This window comes from Streptococcus oralis, from assembly GCF_001075875.1.
Lineage (GTDB): Bacteria > Bacillota > Bacilli > Lactobacillales > Streptococcaceae > Streptococcus > Streptococcus oralis_I.
The window spans coordinates 1-18,329 of record NZ_JUOS01000190.1 but is presented as its reverse complement, the minus strand read 5'-3'; the positions used below and the strand labels follow the sequence as shown (position 1 = coordinate 18,329).

General features: G+C 37.2%; 19 protein-coding genes. 8 read left to right on the top strand and 11 right to left on the bottom strand.

The genetic code is table 11. The annotated features are described in order from the left end of the window. Positions 1 to 180: 180 nt before the first annotated feature. Both ADM33_RS10090 and ADM33_RS10085 read right to left on the bottom strand, forming a co-directional pair. Complete coding sequence (locus tag ADM33_RS10090) at positions 181 to 1,143, bottom strand: ScaI family restriction endonuclease (RefSeq protein WP_049504955.1); 963 nt, start codon at positions 1,141 to 1,143, stop codon at positions 181 to 183. Further along, entirely contained in the window at positions 1,136 to 1,381 is a 246-nt protein-coding gene (locus tag ADM33_RS10085) for a helix-turn-helix domain-containing protein (protein WP_049504957.1), read from the bottom strand. Before ADM33_RS10085 ends, ADM33_RS10090 begins: the two co-directional genes overlap by 8 nt. Positions 1,382 to 1,478: 97 nt before the next feature. Between ADM33_RS10085 and ADM33_RS10080 the strand changes: the two genes are divergently transcribed. Beyond that, the gene (locus tag ADM33_RS10080; RefSeq protein WP_049504953.1) at positions 1,479 to 2,330 is read left to right on the top strand and encodes a DNA-methyltransferase; all 852 of its coding nucleotides are present in this window, start codon (positions 1,479 to 1,481) and stop codon (positions 2,328 to 2,330) included. Between the two features lie 42 nt (positions 2,331 to 2,372). Here the strand turns inward: ADM33_RS10080 and ADM33_RS10075 are convergent, their stop codons facing one another. Then, positions 2,373 to 3,518 carry a hypothetical protein gene (locus ADM33_RS10075; protein ID WP_049504951.1) on the bottom strand — a complete coding sequence of 382 codons (1,146 nt, stop codon included), beginning with the start codon at positions 3,516 to 3,518 and terminating at the stop codon, positions 2,373 to 2,375. A 387-nt stretch (positions 3,519 to 3,905) separates the two neighbouring features. On the opposite strand from ADM33_RS10075, the gene ADM33_RS10070 reads away from it, so the two are divergent. From ADM33_RS10070 to ADM33_RS11525, 6 genes are all read left to right on the top strand, one after another. Further along, positions 3,906 to 4,223, top strand: coding sequence for a hypothetical protein (locus tag ADM33_RS10070; RefSeq protein ID WP_049504949.1), 318 nt, complete (start codon positions 3,906 to 3,908; stop codon positions 4,221 to 4,223). Continuing rightward, on the top strand, positions 4,210 to 4,551 hold the full coding sequence (locus ADM33_RS10065; protein ID WP_049504947.1) for a hypothetical protein: 342 nt from the start codon (positions 4,210 to 4,212) through the stop codon (positions 4,549 to 4,551). Before ADM33_RS10070 ends, ADM33_RS10065 begins: the two co-directional genes overlap by 14 nt. A 358-nt stretch (positions 4,552 to 4,909) precedes the next feature. Then, positions 4,910 to 5,896, top strand: coding sequence for a cell division protein FtsK (locus ADM33_RS10060; RefSeq protein ID WP_342621307.1), 987 nt, complete (start codon positions 4,910 to 4,912; stop codon positions 5,894 to 5,896). A gap of 268 nt (positions 5,897 to 6,164) precedes the next feature. Further along, a complete protein-coding gene (locus ADM33_RS10055; protein ID WP_049504943.1) occupies positions 6,165 to 7,544 on the top strand; it encodes a Rep family protein in 1,380 nt (459 codons plus the stop codon). Positions 7,545 to 7,608: 64 nt separating this feature from the next. Then, positions 7,609 to 7,869: a helix-turn-helix domain-containing protein gene (locus ADM33_RS10050; RefSeq protein ID WP_049504941.1), complete on the top strand. Its 261-nt coding sequence runs from the start codon at positions 7,609 to 7,611 to the stop codon at positions 7,867 to 7,869. A 68-nt stretch (positions 7,870 to 7,937) separates the two neighbouring features. Next, complete coding sequence (locus tag ADM33_RS11525) at positions 7,938 to 9,155, top strand: tyrosine-type recombinase/integrase (RefSeq protein ID WP_049504939.1); 1,218 nt, start codon at positions 7,938 to 7,940, stop codon at positions 9,153 to 9,155. Between the two features lie 109 nt (positions 9,156 to 9,264). On the opposite strand, the gene rpsI is transcribed toward ADM33_RS11525, so the two are convergent. The 7 genes from rpsI to pbp2b all read right to left on the bottom strand — a co-directional run bounded on the left by rpsI (position 9,265) and on the right by pbp2b (position 16,444). Next, the gene (rpsI, locus tag ADM33_RS10040; protein ID WP_000075973.1) at positions 9,265 to 9,657 is read right to left on the bottom strand and encodes a 30S ribosomal protein S9; all 393 of its coding nucleotides are present in this window, start codon (positions 9,655 to 9,657) and stop codon (positions 9,265 to 9,267) included. 18 nt (positions 9,658 to 9,675) lie between these two features. Further along, positions 9,676 to 10,122 carry a 50S ribosomal protein L13 gene (gene rplM / locus ADM33_RS10035; RefSeq protein WP_001044622.1) on the bottom strand — a complete coding sequence of 149 codons (447 nt, stop codon included), beginning with the start codon at positions 10,120 to 10,122 and terminating at the stop codon, positions 9,676 to 9,678. A gap of 159 nt (positions 10,123 to 10,281) precedes the next feature. Further along, on the bottom strand, positions 10,282 to 10,989 hold the full coding sequence (locus tag ADM33_RS10030; protein ID WP_049504937.1) for a TIGR02206 family membrane protein: 708 nt from the start codon (positions 10,987 to 10,989) through the stop codon (positions 10,282 to 10,284). 146 nt (positions 10,990 to 11,135) lie between these two features. Next, the gene (locus ADM33_RS10025; RefSeq protein WP_049504935.1) at positions 11,136 to 12,506 is read right to left on the bottom strand and encodes a UDP-N-acetylmuramoyl-tripeptide--D-alanyl-D-alanine ligase; all 1,371 of its coding nucleotides are present in this window, start codon (positions 12,504 to 12,506) and stop codon (positions 11,136 to 11,138) included. Positions 12,507 to 12,559: 53 nt separating this feature from the next. Beyond that, on the bottom strand, positions 12,560 to 13,603 hold the full coding sequence (locus tag ADM33_RS10020) for a D-alanine--D-alanine ligase (protein ID WP_049504933.1): 1,044 nt from the start codon (positions 13,601 to 13,603) through the stop codon (positions 12,560 to 12,562). A gap of 176 nt (positions 13,604 to 13,779) precedes the next feature. After that, complete coding sequence (gene recR, locus ADM33_RS10015; protein ID WP_045613513.1) at positions 13,780 to 14,376, bottom strand: recombination mediator RecR; 597 nt, start codon at positions 14,374 to 14,376, stop codon at positions 13,780 to 13,782. A 10-nt stretch (positions 14,377 to 14,386) separates the two neighbouring features. Continuing rightward, positions 14,387 to 16,444 (bottom strand): penicillin-binding protein PBP2B, encoded by a 2,058-nt coding sequence (gene pbp2b / locus ADM33_RS10010; RefSeq protein WP_080982729.1) that lies wholly within the window; start codon positions 16,442 to 16,444, stop codon positions 14,387 to 14,389. 181 nt (positions 16,445 to 16,625) lie between these two features. Here pbp2b and ADM33_RS10005 point away from each other — a divergent pair, with 181 nt between their 5' ends. Further along, positions 16,626 to 17,471 carry a MurR/RpiR family transcriptional regulator gene (locus ADM33_RS10005; protein WP_049504925.1) on the top strand — a complete coding sequence of 282 codons (846 nt, stop codon included), beginning with the start codon at positions 16,626 to 16,628 and terminating at the stop codon, positions 17,469 to 17,471. Between the two features lie 464 nt (positions 17,472 to 17,935). Here the strand turns inward: ADM33_RS10005 and ADM33_RS09995 are convergent. Beyond that, on the bottom strand, positions 17,936 to 18,329 hold a 394-nt coding region (locus tag ADM33_RS09995; RefSeq protein ID WP_049504921.1), incomplete at its 5' end, for an SIALI-17 repeat-containing surface protein.

Genomic DNA, 18,329 nt, shown 5'->3' with positions numbered 1-18,329 from the left:
TTCAGTTGAATGGTGTGAATTTTACCCTAAAAATACACAAATTGAGCTAGATTTTACCAATAAATTCACAACACCAAAAAGTTTTTCGAGCAAATATTTGTAACTAAATAGTTATCTTGAATTACATTTACATTACCTTTTCTAGATTAAAGTATATTAATTAAACCACAAATTATTAACCTAAGTTTCCAACTCTAAATGAAAACTTTTCAAAATAACATTACGTAACAAAGTAAGACTAATATCCTTTTCATAGTCAATTTCAAATGAAGTTGACTTCTTTTTAAATCCTTCTTGTTTTATTTGTTTTGAAAACTCCTCCAAAATAGTCGTATCAGGAAAAACTATTAGACAATTTTTTCTAAATGAGAAACTAATCGACATGCCATTAGAATCAAATAAAGTGACTTTACTTGCTCTAGCTTTATAGTTCAAGGTAGGATAGTTATCCTGTAAATAATTTATTATTATACCAAGGCTTTTCTTGAATTGCTCATTATTAATTTTAGAGAAATTATTATAAAAAGCTTTTTTAAAATTAACATATATTGGTAATAATTTAGCAAGTTCAACATTGGCTGGAAGATGCGCTTGCTGCCCAGTTTCTGCCTTTTGGCTTACCCAATCATCATGATTTAAATATCCAAACCTAATCAAATTAATTTGGGGTTGTTTTGACTGTTCTTCCAAATCAAATTGTTCATAGTTTATAGCAAGATAGTACCCATCTTTTGACTTTTTTTTCGAATTACCTTTCTTACCGTAACTCCTATTACCAAAAATTTTATTTTCAGATGATGAGGTTTTAATCTCAAGCGAATATTTTGGTTCTTTTGTGTTTACTAAATCTTTAGAGTAGCCTGTAGGATCCGGCTCCCAAGTTGTAGAGTCTAATTTAGAAATTTTCTGAGTCACTATCTCTTCTAAGAAAAAACCTAAAATTTGAGGTTTGGGAAAAACAGTTGTTCCAATAGCAAAATCTTGTGAAGCATTAGAAATAGTAAAAATTTCATCCCAAGAATTCAATACTATATTTCGTATTGTTTCCATTCTGATAGGAAATTCATTTATCAACCTTTCAGTAACACCCTTCCATTTAGACTCTTCTATACCTTCATAAGGAAACCAAATTTCTTCACTCATCTAAACTATTCTCCTCAACTATTCTAAAAAATTCACTCATTGAAAAACCTAATGCATCCACTATTCTTTTTAATACCGTAAGGGTAGGGTTCCTTTTTCCTCCTTCAACTTCTGATAAATATGTTCTATGAATTTCAGCTAGTTCTGAAAGCCCTTCCTGAGAAAGGTTATTCTTGTTTCGTAACTTTGCAATTGTAATTCCAACATTAAAAATTAAATCATTATTTTTGTCACTCATAGTATTCATTATCTTCTATTTATTTTTTTTTACAATAGACTATGAGTGACAAATATGGTATTATTAAAAGTAATTAATGTTTAAGAAAGAGGATACTATGACATTTGTGTCAAAAACAAAAATTGACTTTATTGAAGATATTTTAGGTGAACCGTATTATCGTGATAAAAACATAATATTATATAACATGGATTCTTTGAGTGGTATGGAAAAACTATCCAATTCTAAATTGGTTAATTTAACAGTAACCTCACCGCCGTATAATATTGGTAAAGAATACGAAAAAATTTTATCAGTAGATGAATATATTGATTGGTCAAAAAAATGGATGAATCTAGTCTATGATATCACTGTAAATGACGGAGCATTTTGGTTAAACGTTGGCTATATGCCTATTAAAGAAAAAGGAAAAGCCATTCCTATTTCATATTTACTTTGGGATAAAAATGAATTCTTCATGATACAAGAGTTAGTATGGAATTACGGAGCTGGCGTAGCTTCCAAAAAAAGCCTCTCTCCACGAAATGAAAAAGTTCTATGGTATGTAAAAGATGAAAATAAATATACTTTTAACTTAGATGATATACGAGACCCAAATGTAAAATACCCAAATCAAAAAAAGAATGGAAAAATCCGAGTAAATCCCTTGGGTAAAAATCCTACTGATGTCTGGCAAATACCTAAAGTAACTTCTGGGAAAAATAGAAGTTCAAAAGAACGAGTCTCCCACCCTGCTCAAACTCCTATTGAATTATTTAAACGTATAATACTAGCTAGCAGTAATCCAGGAGACTTAGTTCTTGACCCTTTTATTGGCTCTGGAACAACTGCTGTAGTTGCCTCATCTTTGGATAGGCTATGTGTAGGCTTTGAACTTAATAGAGATTATCTTGATTTAGCAATAGAGCGAATCAAAAATGAAAAAATCCAGCAACTGGCCTTATTTTAAGAAGACAATAAAAATAGCAGAGACTCACTATCTCTGCTATTTTTATTTTAAATCATCAAGACTGTTTTCTATCAACAGTTCTTCATACTCATCTGCTTCCATGTATTCCCCAAATTTTTCTAAGTGATTATTCGAGAGATATTCACTATACTTTTCAAACCAACCATCTTTTAATCTTTCTATATTTGAAGATTGCAAATAGTACCATTCTATATCTTCTTTCGAATCTATTTCTACTCTTTCCCTATCGTTAAGCCACTGAATGTATTTTAAATCCTTTATATAGGTTAAAGTAGTCTGCAACAATTTCTTATACATATGACTATTTTGATTAATAACATCATCATATTTTTCTTGAGTAATTCTACTAGTGTAAGAAAAAAAACTGTCTATATCTGTATTAATTATATTTCTTACTCTATAGCCAAGTGAATATACTTTAAATTCTTCTGGATTTCCTAGTAGTTCTTTGAAATACGGTGTCAAAACATCTGAAACAAACTCTGCTATTTTTTTGTTTAAAAATTTGAAATTAGTTTGTTTACAAAAATATTCTTGATACAGTTGAAACAAATCTTCAAAATTTAGAAAGATAATCCTTCCGATTGCTTCTTCTTTAAACCAATCATTCTTAAGTAATTGAAAAGAAATCAATAGAGAATAAATATCCGAGCTTTCTTCCTCTTCCCCTATCATATCCATTATATAACCAATAGTAGAGCACATTGTTACTACCAATGGGTCCCCCTTGTCGAAACTTTCAAGCAATTTTTCAAAGTCATTTTCCAACAAAGTGATAAAGATATTCCACAATTTACTCTGAGAAATATCTTTGCCTACAGAATGAAAGCGCTCTGATAAAACATCACATTGTTCTAGACACTTCTCTACAATCATTTGATAATAAGTAAAATTTTTAGAATAAGGAACATAATCAGTAAGGTATAAATTTAGTAAGCCCCTTAACTCTGAGTCGTCATTCTCTAGCACTTCTTCAAATAGAATTTTATAAAAGGTTTTCACAATATACTCAAGTTCAATAGCTGACCCCCAAAACAATTCCTTTTTGTCCTCAAATTGTAGCTGTTCTACAAGTAAATCTTCATAGGCTGGAGGAATTAAATAGGGATTTGGTGAATTTCTATTTCCAATTTTCCCCCTCTCATTGTTTAAAATGCGTGAAATCATAGATGAGTCAAACTTAGATTTCACAGGGCTAGCTTCAGTTTCGAATCTCTCAGGTTCATCTTCATCAGTAGCATAATCTATATACGCTTCATAATGAACAAATATTTTTTTCTAGCAATTACATCATTGGTTAATTTCAGTACCTCTCTGCGTCGTTTTAGTCTATCAGCTGTATATTGATAAATAATATTACTACTCTTTTCGTATTTCATGTTTCACACCTTTTTGTTTAGTGTATTTTTTTGATTTATTTAATTTAATTATACAATAAAATACACTAAAGCTCAACTGATATAATAAGAGTGTAAAGAAATCCTCGAAGATTTCTTGTTAATATCTCCTACTGGTGGAGAACTAACCAGATAGAAATATATGGAGGTAATCGATATGATTACAAATTTGAAACAAACCTTGCGTGAACTACGTGCATATCGTTTAATAAATTACGGTAACACGGCTTACCAACGCATTAGTAATGACTGGCATTTTGAAAATGTACCAACTGAATTGAGAGAGCTTTGGTATGGACAAGATGTCGTTTCTTTCATAACTCTATCTATCGCATATGACTCAGACATTGACCGAATGTCACACAATGAGTTGGTTCGTTGGATTGATAATGAACAATGTCTTATCGCTCGTTTGGAAAAAGTTTTTTCAAACCTTGAAACACAGAAAGTAGGTACTTACTATGGCAAAAACTAACTGGAATAGAAGCCTCGAAGAGGTTCTCAAACAAAAAACGCAACCTAAAGTGATGGTTAGCGAAAAAACTGGTAATGAATATACAGCTGATGTTGTCCCTATTCTAAACGTTGTATCAATTGGTTCAATTGAAGAAATTGATGGGAAGTTCAAATATTCAATTGTAGATACAAACAACGACCTAGAATATACAATCAAAACATCAAATAAGGTTGATGTAAAGTTCGGTACAATTCTTCAATTTAAGAACGTACGTGGCGGTGCAACGACTAATGGTGTTGGATGGTATGCTGCGGACTCAGTAGCAGTGGTTCAACGTAATGCGTAGCCGTAGATATCGTAGAATCAAACCTACTCCTAATTGTAAACCTCAAGGCTATCAACTCTCTCTGATAGCCTTTACGGTTACAACTAGTATGACTGGATTGCTACTCTACATAAGCTATTCAATAGAACAATCGAAACCATATCTGACTAAGCCGTTGCTATTCTTTGCTATTATAGACTTCATTAGCTTCTTATGTTTAGTGTATACTTGGTCATTACGTGAAGAGGTATCAACTATTTCGATACCAGTCATGTCTAATGAAGCCAATAGGTTATCCCAAAAATTGAAGCGATTATTCAATGACAAACAAATAACAGATGTTCTAAAACTTTCAAATTCTACAAGATACGGGGAGGAAATGCCTGAAATTCATGTTTGGATAGATAATAGTTTGTCAGAAGGGTTCATAGCCATTGAAAATATTGCAAACTGGGAACGTGCTGACCGTGAAAAATTTGAGCAACGAGTGTCAGGAATATTAGCAGGTAAATATCAACGTTTCTCTGTTGTCAACTCCGAACTATCCATTGGAGACAGCTATATACTTTTCTACTTTGAAGATACTCTGACCACTCAACGCTTTTTTGTCCAAAATAACGATATGTTGAATGAGTTTATCCATAAAAATAGACACGCTATAAACCTGTCTAAAGACCTTAGTTGGTATTCAGATATAACCCCAATGATGAGTATCATAGCACGTACAAGAGCAGGAAAATCAGTGTTAGCTGGTCGATATATGGCTAAACTAATGTTGTTACAAGGTTGGACAGTTGAATACAATTCTGCTAAATATGACCGATACGTCAAGGAATTTAACGGTCAATCAGAACCTATCAAGATTGTTGAGCGTGCCGAATATTGGTGTACCGTCATGGATGAGCGACTAACAAAAATCAATGAAGCAGGAAAAGAAAAGTATCTTGAAATGGATAACATGCCAGATATTGGCTTGTTCTTCGATGAACTCGGTAATCTAAATGCTTCATTAGAATCACTAGACAAAACCGATAAAACATTAAAAGCAACTTCACGCTGGACCAGTGCAATCAACAGATTATCTGCGACTGGTGGCTCTGCTGGTATTCATATCATTGCTATTAGCCAGTTTGCAACCAAAGAAGGGTTTTTACCCTCCCTAGCACGTGTAAATTGTTCAGATGCTGTAATCATGTTAGGTGGTGCTGCCGATTCTGCCGAGGAACGAAAATATTTGATGAGTGGGTTTGCTGATATGCCTAAACGAAGTTATGGTAAAGGGCAAGGTGTCGCACGAATAATTGGTTCAGGGAGAAAATGGGAAAATAGTCCTCATTTCTACGAAACACCATGGTTTGAAGCCTAATCTGGTTGTTAATTCAACTAGCAATGTCTGTTGAATTAACAACTAGATTCATGACGAATCCGACGAGTCACAAGGTCGGTCATCTTGAAAAGATGAAACAAAACTAATTCTAACTATTTCTAACGCGTGCACGGCAGTGGGCTTGTCAACTGCCGTGCATATCAAAACACTAGATAGAACAAGGGTTTGAAGTAACATACCAAATTTCAAATCCTTGATTCATCAAAGGAATAGTTAGAGCAATAATTAGAATAAGGAGTTCTTAATAATGAACAAAATTAAAAAAGAAGCAAACCTAACTGCTATCATGCTAGTCCAACAACTAGAAGATGAACACTGGAAAACTTGGCAAGATAAAACAGCTTTAAAGCAGGCTAGAGATAAAAATAATATCCGCCCACTGCTTGAGACAGTCACTGATAAACTAAATAGGGCTGATATTACTGTTAAAGAAGCTTACGGAATCAAACATAATAAAGACGAGGTAAACGTTTGGAATCAAGAATCGATGAAAAATGTAATCGAAAAGAAAGCCGAACATATCCATTTTCTCTTTAAGTTTGAAAAAGGAGCATCTCTAAACAGAATAGCTCTAGCTATCGGGGTTGAACCCCAATATCTTGAAAAACTAAAATCTGGTCGCTATGGCTATGATAATTGCCTTGCCTATCTAGTTCATGCCAAAGACGAAACCAAGCATCAATATCAGCCAGAGGATGTTACAACAGTCTTAGGAGAGGATTACAAAAGCATTTATCACCGTAGTATGGCAACGTGGGTCAAAGGACGAGCCACTAAGAAAGCTAAAGAAACCAATCTCAGCGTTGACTGGTTGGTTGAAAAAATACTAGCTGGAGACATCACGAAAGAAAATATTATGCTGACAAATGAATATTATGCAGTCTATGGTAGACATAAGCAAAAAGTAAATGAAGCCATCGAAACCGCTGGAGAGCAAAAAAGCTATCAGACTATAGCCGAGCTAAAAGAGGGCAAATTTAAAAAGACAATCCTTTTCATTTCTGCCCCAAGCAGTGCTGGAAAAACTAGATTTGCAAAAGAGTTGATAGATATAATTCAGAAGGTGGCTTTGAAATTTAATCAGCGATGGGATTATAGTTTAACTGCTTCTACCAATGCCTTCGATGACTACAATGGGCAAGAAATTCTATTCCTAGACGATATGCGAGGTAGTAGCATGACTGCATCAGACTGGTTAAAACTCCTCGACCCGTATATGATAAGTCCCATATCTGCTCGTTATCACAACAAGATAGGCTCCGCTAAAGTTATCATCATTACGAGTACAAAAAAACCTATTCCTTTTTTTGAAATCGCTAAAGAAAATGATAACGAGGATTCTGGACAATTCGTTCGTAGAATAGATTATCTTATAACAATAGATAAGTCTTATAACCTATCACAACCCCAACATACGACACCCCAGATTAATGACTTTATAGATACGTGGCAAAATAGAAAATTCCATTCTTTTAAATTTGCCAAATCTAAATCATACACCAAAAATAAAACGATAGATATTTTGGTTAAGACAGTCATCAAAAATATGCAATGGAATAAACATAAAAAGGTTATCAATGCCAGCGACCAAACCAACATTGATAACCCCAACAATAAACAAAAATAGCACAACTATCTCTGTTGTTGCTATTATCTCATACTAACATTAAAAACTCAAGCGAGGTAACAACATGCAAGTTATTCTACCTGACGAACAGGTTCATCAAATCCAACTACTAATCGCTGACTTAATCCAGCAAGAAATAGAAAATCGATTGAACAATAGCAATTTTATCAGTCCATTTTTGAATAAACAACAAACCTGTAACTATCTTGGAATCTCTAATAACACGCTTGATTCTTGGATAAAAAAAGGATTGCCAGTTATCCGTATTGGAAAAACAGTTCGGTTCGATAAAACTGGAATCAATCGCTGGTTACAAAATCAGTAGCATTTCTACCGTGGTTTGTTATAATGAAATCACGGTATTTTTCTAGCTCAATTAAAAAGGAGAATACTATGTCAATTACAAAAACTAAAAATGGAACTTATCGCTTACGAATCTACATTCCTGAGGAAGTTAAGTCTTCACTAGGTGTTGATAAGAAAGTGATTGAAAAACGGTTCAAAACAAGGAGTGAAGCAAAAAAATACGAACTAGAACTTCAAAACAAGATTGACAAAATTCTTAGTGGAGAATCAGCCTTACTAGAAAATAATGGTTCTATACTCTTTTCCGACTTCTATAAAAACGTTTGGTGGGAATCCTACAAAGCAGGACAAACCACTTCTACGACTAAGCCACCTTCTCTAGCTACTATAACTGGTACAGAAATTGCCTTTAGAAAACATATCTTACCTATGCTTGGTAACTACTCTATTGAGTTTCTCAATCAAAATAAACAAGTTGTTTTAAATCTATTAACTCAAAAGGCGGAAGAATATGCAAATTTCAAAGTTATCAGGAGCTACGTTAATTCTATCTTTGACTGGGCGGAAGAATTAGAATATATCGAAACAAACCGCCTATCTAAAACAATAAGTCGTATCAAAGCCACTAAGAAAATCAAGTTGCAAGAATCTAAAAAAGATGAAGATTTATACCTATCTCAAGAAGAACTTCAAGCATGGTTTACAGCTTTTGAAAAGGATTTAGTTACTGGGAAAATTCTATTCAAAGACTATGTTTTGTTTTATACCACCTTTTTCTTGGGAGATAGAAAATCAGAGAGCTACGCTTTACAATGGAAGCATATCAATACAAGTAAACAGGAAATCCAGCTGGTACAAGCTTTAGATAAATACAAAAATCCAAAGTCTACCAAAGGGAATAAAAAGACCACTTTCCGAATACCTATTGAATTGATTAAGTTGCTTAAAGAATGGAAAAAACATCAAAAGACTGAACTATCAAAGTTTGGAATTATCCAATCCGATGAACAATATGTCTTTACTTATATCGATATGAAGGGTAATGTTAATAGCCCTCTACACTCTGACTATCTTAATAATAAAATGAAATCTGTCAAACGTCGTCATCCTGAACTTAAGCATGCTACACCTCATAAATTACGACATACAGGGGCTACATTAGCAAAACAGGCTGGAACGTCTATTGAAGCTATTTCTGCAGCTCTAACCCATAGTGATACGATTACAACAAAGACTTATGTCAATACTTCAAATGTAATCCCAATGGCTGTTGGAGAGATTGCTTATCGTAATCTTAAAAAGTAATGGTGTGAATTTGGTGTGAAAAATGGTGTGAATTTTGCTAAAAATCATCAAAAAAACACCCCATGGTGTGAACCATGAAGTGTTGTAAATGCTGTATTGTAGCTGGTTCTTAACGTTTTGAGAACTGGCTAGCTTTACGAGCTTTCTTAAGACCTGGTTTCTTACGTTCAACTTTACGTGAGTCACGTGTAAGAAGTCCTGCGCGTTTCAATGAATCGCGGAAGTCTGGGTCTACTTGAAGAAGGGCACGAGCGATACCGTGACGGATAGCTCCTGATTGACCAGCGTATCCACCACCTACAACGTTAACGAAAACGTCGTATGAACCTACAGTTGAAGTAACTGCGAATGGTTGGTTGATGACAAGACGAAGGTCAGCGTGTGGGATGTACTCTTCAACATCTTTTTTGTTAACAGTGATTTTACCAGTTCCTGGAACAAGGCGAACGCGTGCAACAGCGTTTTTACGACGTCCAGTACCTGCATATTGTGCTTGTGACATACTTTATTGTTCCTTTCCTTAGATAAGTCCTGAAATATCAAGAACTTCTGGTTGTTGTGCAGCGTGAGTGTGCTCAGCTCCAACGAATACTTTCAATTTCATACCTTGAGCGCGGCCAAGAGTATTGTGTGGAAGCATACCTTTAACTGATTTCTCGATCAAACGTACTGCATTTTTAGAACGAAGTTCACCAGCAGAGATTGATTTCAATCCACCTGGGTGGTTTGAGTGAGTGTAGTAGATCTTATCAGATGCTTTTTTACCAGTCAATTTAACTTTTTCAGCATTGATAACGATTACGAAGTCACCTGTATCAGTGTGTGGTGTGAATGTTGGTTTGTTTTTTCCGCGAAGTACGCTAGCAACAACTGCTGAAAGGCGTCCAAGAGGTACATCAGTTGCGTCAACAACGTACCATTTGCGTTCTACTTGGCCTGGTTTAGCCATGAATGTAGTTTTGTTCATGATTTCTCCTATATGAATATCGTTTTTGTTTACAGGGCGGATGTTCCGGTCCGCAAGTTATTTGAAAGGTTCCGGGGCCTTACAAATGGGGTAAACAATACCGTCTACTATTGTATCAAAATTCTCAGATAAAAGTCAAGAGATTGGGAAAATATTTTTTTATTTCTGCCAGATTCTCAACCTTTTTTCTGCCTGTTCCTGAAGGATTGTCTGAAAAATTTTAGAGACTAAGTAAATAGCGCAAGTCAAGAATAGCGTTACCACTAGATAATTGATCAGACGACCGTGGTCTCCAATCAATGGTGGTCTTGTCAAAAATCCATAATCTCCACCTGTTACTAAATTAACCACGAAAATCAAGGCATTGAGCGAAGACGTGATCATTAGGATTCGTTTGAAATCCAGTAAACTAGCATCGTAGTCCTTCAGGAGATAAATCAAGGAATTGCCAAGGAGGGCTAAGTGCCCGAAAATAAAGGACAGGATGGCAATGTGGGGGAAGGGATAGGGATCTGGCACTGGATAAATAAAAGCTGCCAAAGTTCCAAAGGTTCCCAATACAGCAAAATACTGCTTGACTTTAGAGACACCCGGGGTCAAAAGCACTACAAACATAGCCAAACGGCAATGATAAAAGGGTAGACTTTCTGTCAAAGGCATCTGATTAACCAAATACCATCCGTAGAGCAGGATTAGCTGTACCGCCTGTAAAATCTGGAAAAATCGTTGACAGACTTTTTTCTCACCATAACGGTAGGCAAGAAATACAGTCAATGCTAATAAGGTAAATAGACTTCCATACCAAAGAAGGTCAAATTGGGGTGGCTCCGTCGGCTGCGTGCTAAATAAAGCATCCCAAACATTCATGTAACTTTCCTCATTTTCATATAAGCAGGCCTCTTACTCATCTCTATAGAGCCTAGCTTACATTTATTTCTTATATTTTTGTGTTTCAAAGAAGCTAATCCTTCAAGACAAATTTACTCTTGAAAAATTTTTCTTATCGAAAAACATTAGTCTTCTTCTTGCAAATTTTCTACTAACTTGGCTAGATTCATAGAGTTCGAACCTTTAAGCAAGATTTGGTCATGTGCTCCAAGACTTTCCTTGACCTGCTTGACCATAGCTTCAAACTGGTCTTCTTCAGCAGTTTTCTTGAAGTAATAAACATGGCCGATTGGGAACATTTGACTGGCTAGTTGAGCCAAATCAGCAATGTCTTCGCCGTAGAAAATAACGGTATCAAGGACATCGGGTGTAATGCTCAAAATCATTTGATTATGGAGTTGAACAGACTGGTCTCCAAGTTCCTTCATATCCGCCAGAACTGCGATTTTCTTACCACCTTCATTAGCTGGAATAGCAGAGAAAGTTTCTAAAATCAACTTCATAGCAGTTGGATTGGCATTGTAGACATCTGATAGGATATCTGCCCCATTGGCAGCTTTTTTCCACTCGGTACGATTGCGGGTCAATTCTAGATCCTGGAAGGCTTGACCAATCTGCTCCTCAGTCACTCCTTCTTGCAGGGCAACATAAGATGCAATCATAGCATTAGTCGCATTGTACTTACCTGTTACTGGCAAGTCAAGAGCCTGCTCTAAGAAATTGGCCTTGAAGGTTAAGCTATCCTTACGCTCAATCAATTCTGTAATTTCTAGTTCTGCACCTGGACCAAAACGAACTACTTTTTGATCAGCAGGTAGATAATCCTCAACAATGGGATCAGCTGGTGCCAAGAGCAAGCCCCCTTTCTCCATACCATCAGCGATTTGCAATTTCCCTTTGGCAATCTCTGAACGATCCTTAAAGAAAGCTAAGTGAGCCTCTCCGACCAGAGTCACAATAGCTGTCTTTGGATGAGCCAGTTCAGATAAAAGATGGATGTCTCCCAAATGATCCTGGCCCATCTCCAAGACTAACTTCTCAGTATCATCTGGCATATGAAGCACTGTATAAGGTAAGCCAATCTCGTTATTATAATTTCCTTGCGTTTTGTAGGTTTTGTAGCTTGTAGAAAGCAAATGGGCCAACATATCTTTGGTAGTAGTCTTACCATTCGAACCTGTAACGGCAAAGACATCGACACCAGTCTTTTGAAGGTAGTAGGCTGCGAGAGCTTGAAAGGCTGTCAATACATCATCTACTAAAATGTATGGATGATCTGCCACTTCCTTTTCTGACAGGGTTACAGCAGCGCCATTTTCAAAGGCTGTCTCGATAAAATCATGTCCATCACGCGCCCCCTTGAGTGGCACAAATAGATCCCCAGCTCCAATCAAGCGACTATCAAACTCTGCCTTGACTAACGGGTTATCCGCATATCCTGTCACATCATTTTTTGCATCCACAACACGCGCAACTTCGTGAATCGTAAGTTTCATGTTTACTCCTTTAAAAAGGGACAAGGAGTCCTTCCTCGCCCTTATGTCTGTCTTTATAATAGGTGCGCTTCACGCTTGTCAAAACTTTCCTTAGCAAGGTCAACCAAACGTTCGATTAATTCTGGATAAGAAATTCCCATATTGTCCCAGAGCAATGGATACATAGACCATTGAGTGAAGCCTGGCATGGTATTTAACTCATTTAGGAAAACTTCTCCCTTATCTGTATAGAAGAAGTCGCAACGCGACAATCCAAGTCCACCGATAGCACGGAAGGCAGTTTCGGCATTTTTACGCATAAGAGCTACCACTTCATCACTAATCTTGGCCGGGATATCCATGGTGATCTTGTTATCGATATACTTAGCATCATAGTCATAGAAGGCTACATCTTTGACAACTTCACCTGGAAGCGTGCTCTTGACATCGTAGTTCCCTAAGAGACCAACTTCGATTTCACGTGCATTGACTCCTTGTTCTACCAAGACACGACTATCGTACTTGAAGGCAAGCTCTAAAGCTTGATGGAGTTCTTCTTTATTTTCAGACTTAGAAATACCGACACTAGAACCCATATTTGATGGTTTGGTAAAGACTGGGTAGGTTAATTTTTCTTCAACTTCAGCAATCTTAGAAGCCAAGTCATCCCCTTCAACAATGGCTACGTAAGGAACTTGGGCAATCCCAGCAGACTCCAAAACGCGCTTAGTTGTGATTTTATCCATGGCAAGGCTTGAAGATAGGATGTTACAACCGACATAAGGCATTTTCAAGACTTCTAAGAAACCTTGAACAGAACCATCTTCTCCCATAGGTCCATGAAGAACTGGAAAGACAACCGCTCCTTCTTCGTAGATAGCACTTGGAGCAATTTTCTTATCCCAATCAATCGTTTCATTGGTCATGAGACGTTCATCTTGTCCAGGAGTTTGGGTAAATTCTTGGGTTTTGATGAAATCGCCGGACTGGCTGATAAAGAAGGTTTTGACTGCAAAACAATCATAGTTGACCGCACGCATGACACTCTCAGCTGACAAGACAGACACTTCACGTTCTGCACTGCGTCCACCATATAATAGAATAATTGTTTGTTTCATATGATTTGTTCCAATTCTAATAGAATACTCGTCCTTTAGTATATCACATTTGTCCTTTTTTTTAAACTTGTACAGCAAAAAACAAGAAAAGAGCCTGAATCAAAATGGGATTCAGGCTCTTTGTCCTTTTAAATGATTGTCTGCTAGTTCATTGCATCTATCCTTAACCTTACAGACTAGAGTTCTGTACGATTTTCGATGGCTCTTAGAAGTGTAACTTCATCTGCATATTCGATATCAGCTCCAACTGCTAGACCTCGTGCCAGGCGCGTAACCTTAATCCCTGCTGGCTTGAGAAGTCGAGAGATATACATGGAGGTCGCCTCACCATCAGCAGTGGCATTGGTCGCAACGATTACCTCTGAAACTTCGCTATCCATGAGACGAGTCATGAGACTTTTGAGATTGATATCGTCAGGACTAATTCCATTCATGGGTGAAATCAACCCATGCAATACATGGTATAACCCATGGTATTCCTGAATATTTTCCATAGCAGCTACATCTCGACTATCCTCTAGGACGAGGATAGTTGTTTGGTCCCGACTTGGATCTGTGCAGATAGAACAGGGATCTTCATCGGTTAAACGTCCACAGATAGAACAATAGGTCAACTCTCTTTTAGCTGAAAGGAGATTTTTAGCAAATTCGTTGACGTCATCATCCGGCATTCCAATAGTATAAAAGGCTAGACGGGTTGCTGTCTTGATCCCAATACCCGGAAGTTTAGAATAACTGTCAATCAACTTAGCAATAGGTGTTGGATAAAGCATGGCTTCCTTTCTAGTTCATTGGATGGTGTTGGTTATATAAATTGATAATGTCGCGAGCAATTGCTGGCCCAACATTTTTGGTTAAATTGGTATTATGAGGAAAGACTACTGCAACTGCAATTTGAGGATTTTCTGTTGGAGCATAGGCCACGGCATTGGTATTATTAGCTTCTTGACCACCAGCTACATAGCTTTCACCTGTACCGGTCTTACCACTGATAGAAACAGTGGCGCCATCTGAAAACGCCCGTCCTGTCGTAAGGGGACTAGTTCCATGCGATACTTGGTAAAATCCTTGGTGCAAGATTGCCATATCTGATTCAGAAATATTGACCTTGTTGATTTCCTTGGTATCTATTGCTTGGATTAATTCCCCAAGGCCACCCTTATCATTGTTGTCGTATATTCCCTCGACAATATGTGGAGCTAGACGAACACCATTGTTAGCAATAGTTGCAACGTACTGGGCTAATTGCATCGGTGTGTAGTTATCAAACTGGCCAAAAGCATTAGTAATGAAATTGGCAAAGTTATACTCTTTGGGAACAAATCCAGTAGATTCATCTGGTAGGTCAATCCCAGTCGCAGAACCCAAACCATATTCACCAAAGGTTGAACGCAATTTCCCCATAGCAGACTCTAGATTGCTGGTGCCGACAAACATATTGGGTTGATAGGTCTGGCCCATGATTCCAAGAGCGGTTTGAACCATGTAAGCATTGGATGAATACTCCAAGGCTTCCACAGCTGTAATAGGAAAAGATCCATATGCCAATTTATACCAAGAATAAATTGGAGCTGAACCTTGGAAAACAATAGGCTGATCTGTTAAGGTTTGGTTTCCTGATAAAACACCATTTTCCCAACCTGAGCTGATGGTAGCGGCCTTAACAACCGAACCTGGGACAAAGACATTGGTTACCGTTCCCAAGGAATCAGGAGTCAACTCTCCCGTTTTCAGGTCATGTTTGAGTCCTGACATAGACAAAACAGCACCTGTCTTAGGATTAAGGGCTACTGCATAAACACCTTCTGAGTATTTAGCACCACCATTTGCAAGTTCAGAATTAAAATAACTCTTTAAGAGGCTGTCTACGCTATCTTGGAAGGCCAAATCAATGGTTAATTTGATGTTTTTTCCCTTGCTACCTTCTTCGATATTTTCTACACTCTCCATGTCTCCGTGCTTATCCAAATGAATTTCCTTGACGGTACGTTTTCCTTGCAAGACTTCTTCGTATTGCTTTTCAAGATAGGAAGTCCCGACTCGGTCATTGAGCGAATAGCCTTTTTTCAAATAAGTGTCTACTTCTTCTGCTGGAAGACCGGATTTTTCACTAGAAACAGTTCCTACAATAGATGAAAGAGATGTTTCTAAAACCTTTCTATCCCACGAAGTTGAAATGCTAATACCAGGTAATTCCTTGGAAGCTGAAGCAATGATGGCCACCTGTGTGTCACTTAAGGGATCGGTTTGAATATTCCCTGTCGCAAAATTACCAACTGTATTGAGCTGGTTAAAGAGGTAGATAATCTTTTTCTCATCCTCTGAATAGTTCAGTTGATCAGAAGTGATACTCTCAGCAGCATTGTTATAAAGTTGAGCTTCGGACAGCTGATTGCCATCAGAATCAAAACGTTTATCCTTAGGAAGAGCCTCTACCGTTTTTTTATAGACAGCTGGGTCCGCTAGATAATAGTCAGCCATTTGACGTTGCGTCAAATCTGGCGAGGAAACTGTCACATAAGCTAGGAGCTTAGTAGAAATATCCTTTAAATCAGTAGCTGTCATCTTATTGCTTCGTGTGAAAGCCACTACTTGTTTAACGGTATTTTCTACCAAGGGTTTTCCAGCCGCGTCATAGATTTCTCCTCGAGCAGAGCCCGTTGTTACCCTAGTTTGGCTAGCAGATGCTAGCTTAGTTTCATAAAAATCCTTGTTCAAAACTTGCATATAGAGCAAGCGACCAATGATAGTCATGAAAAGCAAAATAACGATTGCAAACAATAAATTAAGCCGAATCGGTATCGAATGGCTATTGAATTTTCTCATACAAATCAATCTCATTTCTAATCAAAATCTCAATCTTCATTGTACCATAATTTGAAGAGAAAATTATGGAAAAAGAAAAGACTTTTTCTTTTTATCCCAAAAACAAAGCAACTGTGGTATAATGGAAGTAAGCGCTATTTTATTTGTTAGGTTTTATTGACAAATAATGTTTAACAAATAACTACAAAGGAGTCCCATGAACAAGCCAGACATCTCTACGATTATTGATCTTCACTTTGAAGAAATGACCGATTTAGAGCAAGAGATTGCCCGCTATTTTTTGCAAGCAGATACCATTCATGATGACTTGTCTTCTCAACAGGTCACTCAAAAACTTCATATTTCTCAGGCGGCTCTCACTCGTTTTGCCAAAAAATGTGGCTTTACGGGCTATCGGGAATTTATTTTCAAATACCAACAACAAAAGGATACCCTTTCCGTTCCTCAACAAGATATGAATCCTTTGACACAAAGAGTCTTGAGAAGCTATACAAATATCCGAGAAATGACACAAGAATTGATTGATGATGACCAACTGGAGCGTATTGCCCAAATGATTGATCAATCAGAACGCGTCTATTTTTTTGGGACTGGAAGTTCTGGCCTAGTTGCGCGTGAGATGAAATTGCGTTTCATGAGGCTTGGAGTCGTTTGTGAAGCTTTAACAGATCCAGATGGTTTCGCCTGGACAACTAGTATCATCGATGAAAAATGTTTGGTCTTTGGTTTCTCCCTTTCAGGAACAACTCCATCCATCATTGACAGTCTACTAGACGCCCAAGACATGGGGGCTAGAACTGTTCTTTTTACTAGTACGCCTAGCAAGGAAACTCAGGACTTCACAGAAACTGTATTGGTAGCAAGCCAGAGTCAGGCTTCCTATATCCAACGCATTTCTGCCCAACTTCCTATGTTGATCTTAATCGATCTACTCTATGCTTATTTCCTAGAAATTGATCGTGAAAGTAAAGAAAAAATCTTTAACAGTTATTGGGAAAATAAAAAACTAAACGGCTATCGTAGAAATAGAAGGTCTAGATAAGCCCTCATCCCTTTCAAGTGAATAATCATATGAGTAACCAGCGATTAAAGTCGCTGGTTTTTATACTCTTCGAAAATCTCTTCAAACCACGTCAGCTTCACCTTGGATTATATATGTGACTGACTTCGTCAGTTTTATCTGCAACCTCAAAGCTATGCTTTGAGCAACCTACGGCTAGCTTCCTAGTTTGCTCTTTGATTTTCATTGAGTATTAGTTTGCTCAAGTCCTATAACTGATGACTTATACACATAGAACTCTACACCTGATTCTTGATATAAAAAAGCGAACAAGACGGAATTCTGACTCTCAGAAAACTCATTTTGTTCGCTTTTTATAATTGAGATTAGTTATTGGTTTCAATCTCTAAAGTTTGGACAGTTATTACAGCAGTTTCTTTAATATTCTGCAATAATTTCCACAAAATCTATACTTCCTCAACAGTATTTCTTGAGTTTGACAGATTCTATTCGTCTTCTTTTTTCTTTCCCATTGCAGCTAAACCAAGAAGTGCTCCTACAGCTCCCAAGCTTGCGAGAGTAGCCGTTTCTTTAGCGCCTGTTTCAGGGAGACCATTTTGACGATTTGCAGGTGCTTGATAAGTCTTATCTTGTGATATAGCTTGAACCACATGTGACTGCTCATCCTTGTGTGTAGTGACTTCATGGTTAGTTGCTTCAGAACCATTTACACCTTCAGCAAATTCAGGTACTTGATGAATAGGTGCTTGTCCACCAGGAACTCCTCCTTCAAAGTTTGGAACTCTGTGGACAGTTGCTTCAGAGCCATTCACACTACCGGTAAACTCTGGTACTTCATGGATAGCTGCTTCCAAACCATTTACACCACCAGTAAACTCT

What these genes read in the sequence shown, in the direction of transcription:
- ADM33_RS10055 (WP_049504943.1), top strand. Translation starts at nt 6,165, where the DNA reads ATGAACAAAATTAAAAAAGAAGCAAACCTAACTGCTATCATGCTAGTC.
- ADM33_RS10085 (WP_049504957.1), bottom strand. Translation starts at nt 1,381, where the DNA reads ATGAGTGACAAAAATAATGATTTAATTTTTAATGTTGGAATTACAATT.
- rplM (WP_001044622.1), bottom strand. Translation starts at nt 10,122, where the DNA reads ATGAACAAAACTACATTCATGGCTAAACCAGGCCAAGTAGAACGCAAA.
- ADM33_RS10060 (WP_342621307.1), top strand. Translation starts at nt 4,910, where the DNA reads ATGCCTGAAATTCATGTTTGGATAGATAATAGTTTGTCAGAAGGGTTC.
- pbp2b (WP_080982729.1), bottom strand. Translation starts at nt 16,444, where the DNA reads ATGAGATTGATTTGTATGAGAAAATTCAATAGCCATTCGATACCGATT.
- ADM33_RS11525 (WP_049504939.1), top strand. Translation starts at nt 7,938, where the DNA reads ATGTCAATTACAAAAACTAAAAATGGAACTTATCGCTTACGAATCTAC.
- ADM33_RS10090 (WP_049504955.1), bottom strand. Translation starts at nt 1,143, where the DNA reads ATGAGTGAAGAAATTTGGTTTCCTTATGAAGGTATAGAAGAGTCTAAA.
- ADM33_RS10070 (WP_049504949.1), top strand. Translation starts at nt 3,906, where the DNA reads ATGATTACAAATTTGAAACAAACCTTGCGTGAACTACGTGCATATCGT.
- ADM33_RS10080 (WP_049504953.1), top strand. Translation starts at nt 1,479, where the DNA reads ATGACATTTGTGTCAAAAACAAAAATTGACTTTATTGAAGATATTTTA.
- recR (WP_045613513.1), bottom strand. Translation starts at nt 14,376, where the DNA reads ATGCTTTATCCAACACCTATTGCTAAGTTGATTGACAGTTATTCTAAA.
- ADM33_RS10005 (WP_049504925.1), top strand. Translation starts at nt 16,626, where the DNA reads ATGAACAAGCCAGACATCTCTACGATTATTGATCTTCACTTTGAAGAA.
- ADM33_RS10030 (WP_049504937.1), bottom strand. Translation starts at nt 10,989, where the DNA reads ATGAATGTTTGGGATGCTTTATTTAGCACGCAGCCGACGGAGCCACCC.
- ADM33_RS10025 (WP_049504935.1), bottom strand. Translation starts at nt 12,506, where the DNA reads ATGAAACTTACGATTCACGAAGTTGCGCGTGTTGTGGATGCAAAAAAT.
- rpsI (WP_000075973.1), bottom strand. Translation starts at nt 9,657, where the DNA reads ATGTCACAAGCACAATATGCAGGTACTGGACGTCGTAAAAACGCTGTT.
- ADM33_RS10075 (WP_049504951.1), bottom strand. Translation starts at nt 3,518, where the DNA reads ATGATTTCACGCATTTTAAACAATGAGAGGGGGAAAATTGGAAATAGA.
- ADM33_RS10020 (WP_049504933.1), bottom strand. Translation starts at nt 13,603, where the DNA reads ATGAAACAAACAATTATTCTATTATATGGTGGACGCAGTGCAGAACGT.
- ADM33_RS10065 (WP_049504947.1), top strand. Translation starts at nt 4,210, where the DNA reads ATGGCAAAAACTAACTGGAATAGAAGCCTCGAAGAGGTTCTCAAACAA.
- ADM33_RS10050 (WP_049504941.1), top strand. Translation starts at nt 7,609, where the DNA reads ATGCAAGTTATTCTACCTGACGAACAGGTTCATCAAATCCAACTACTA.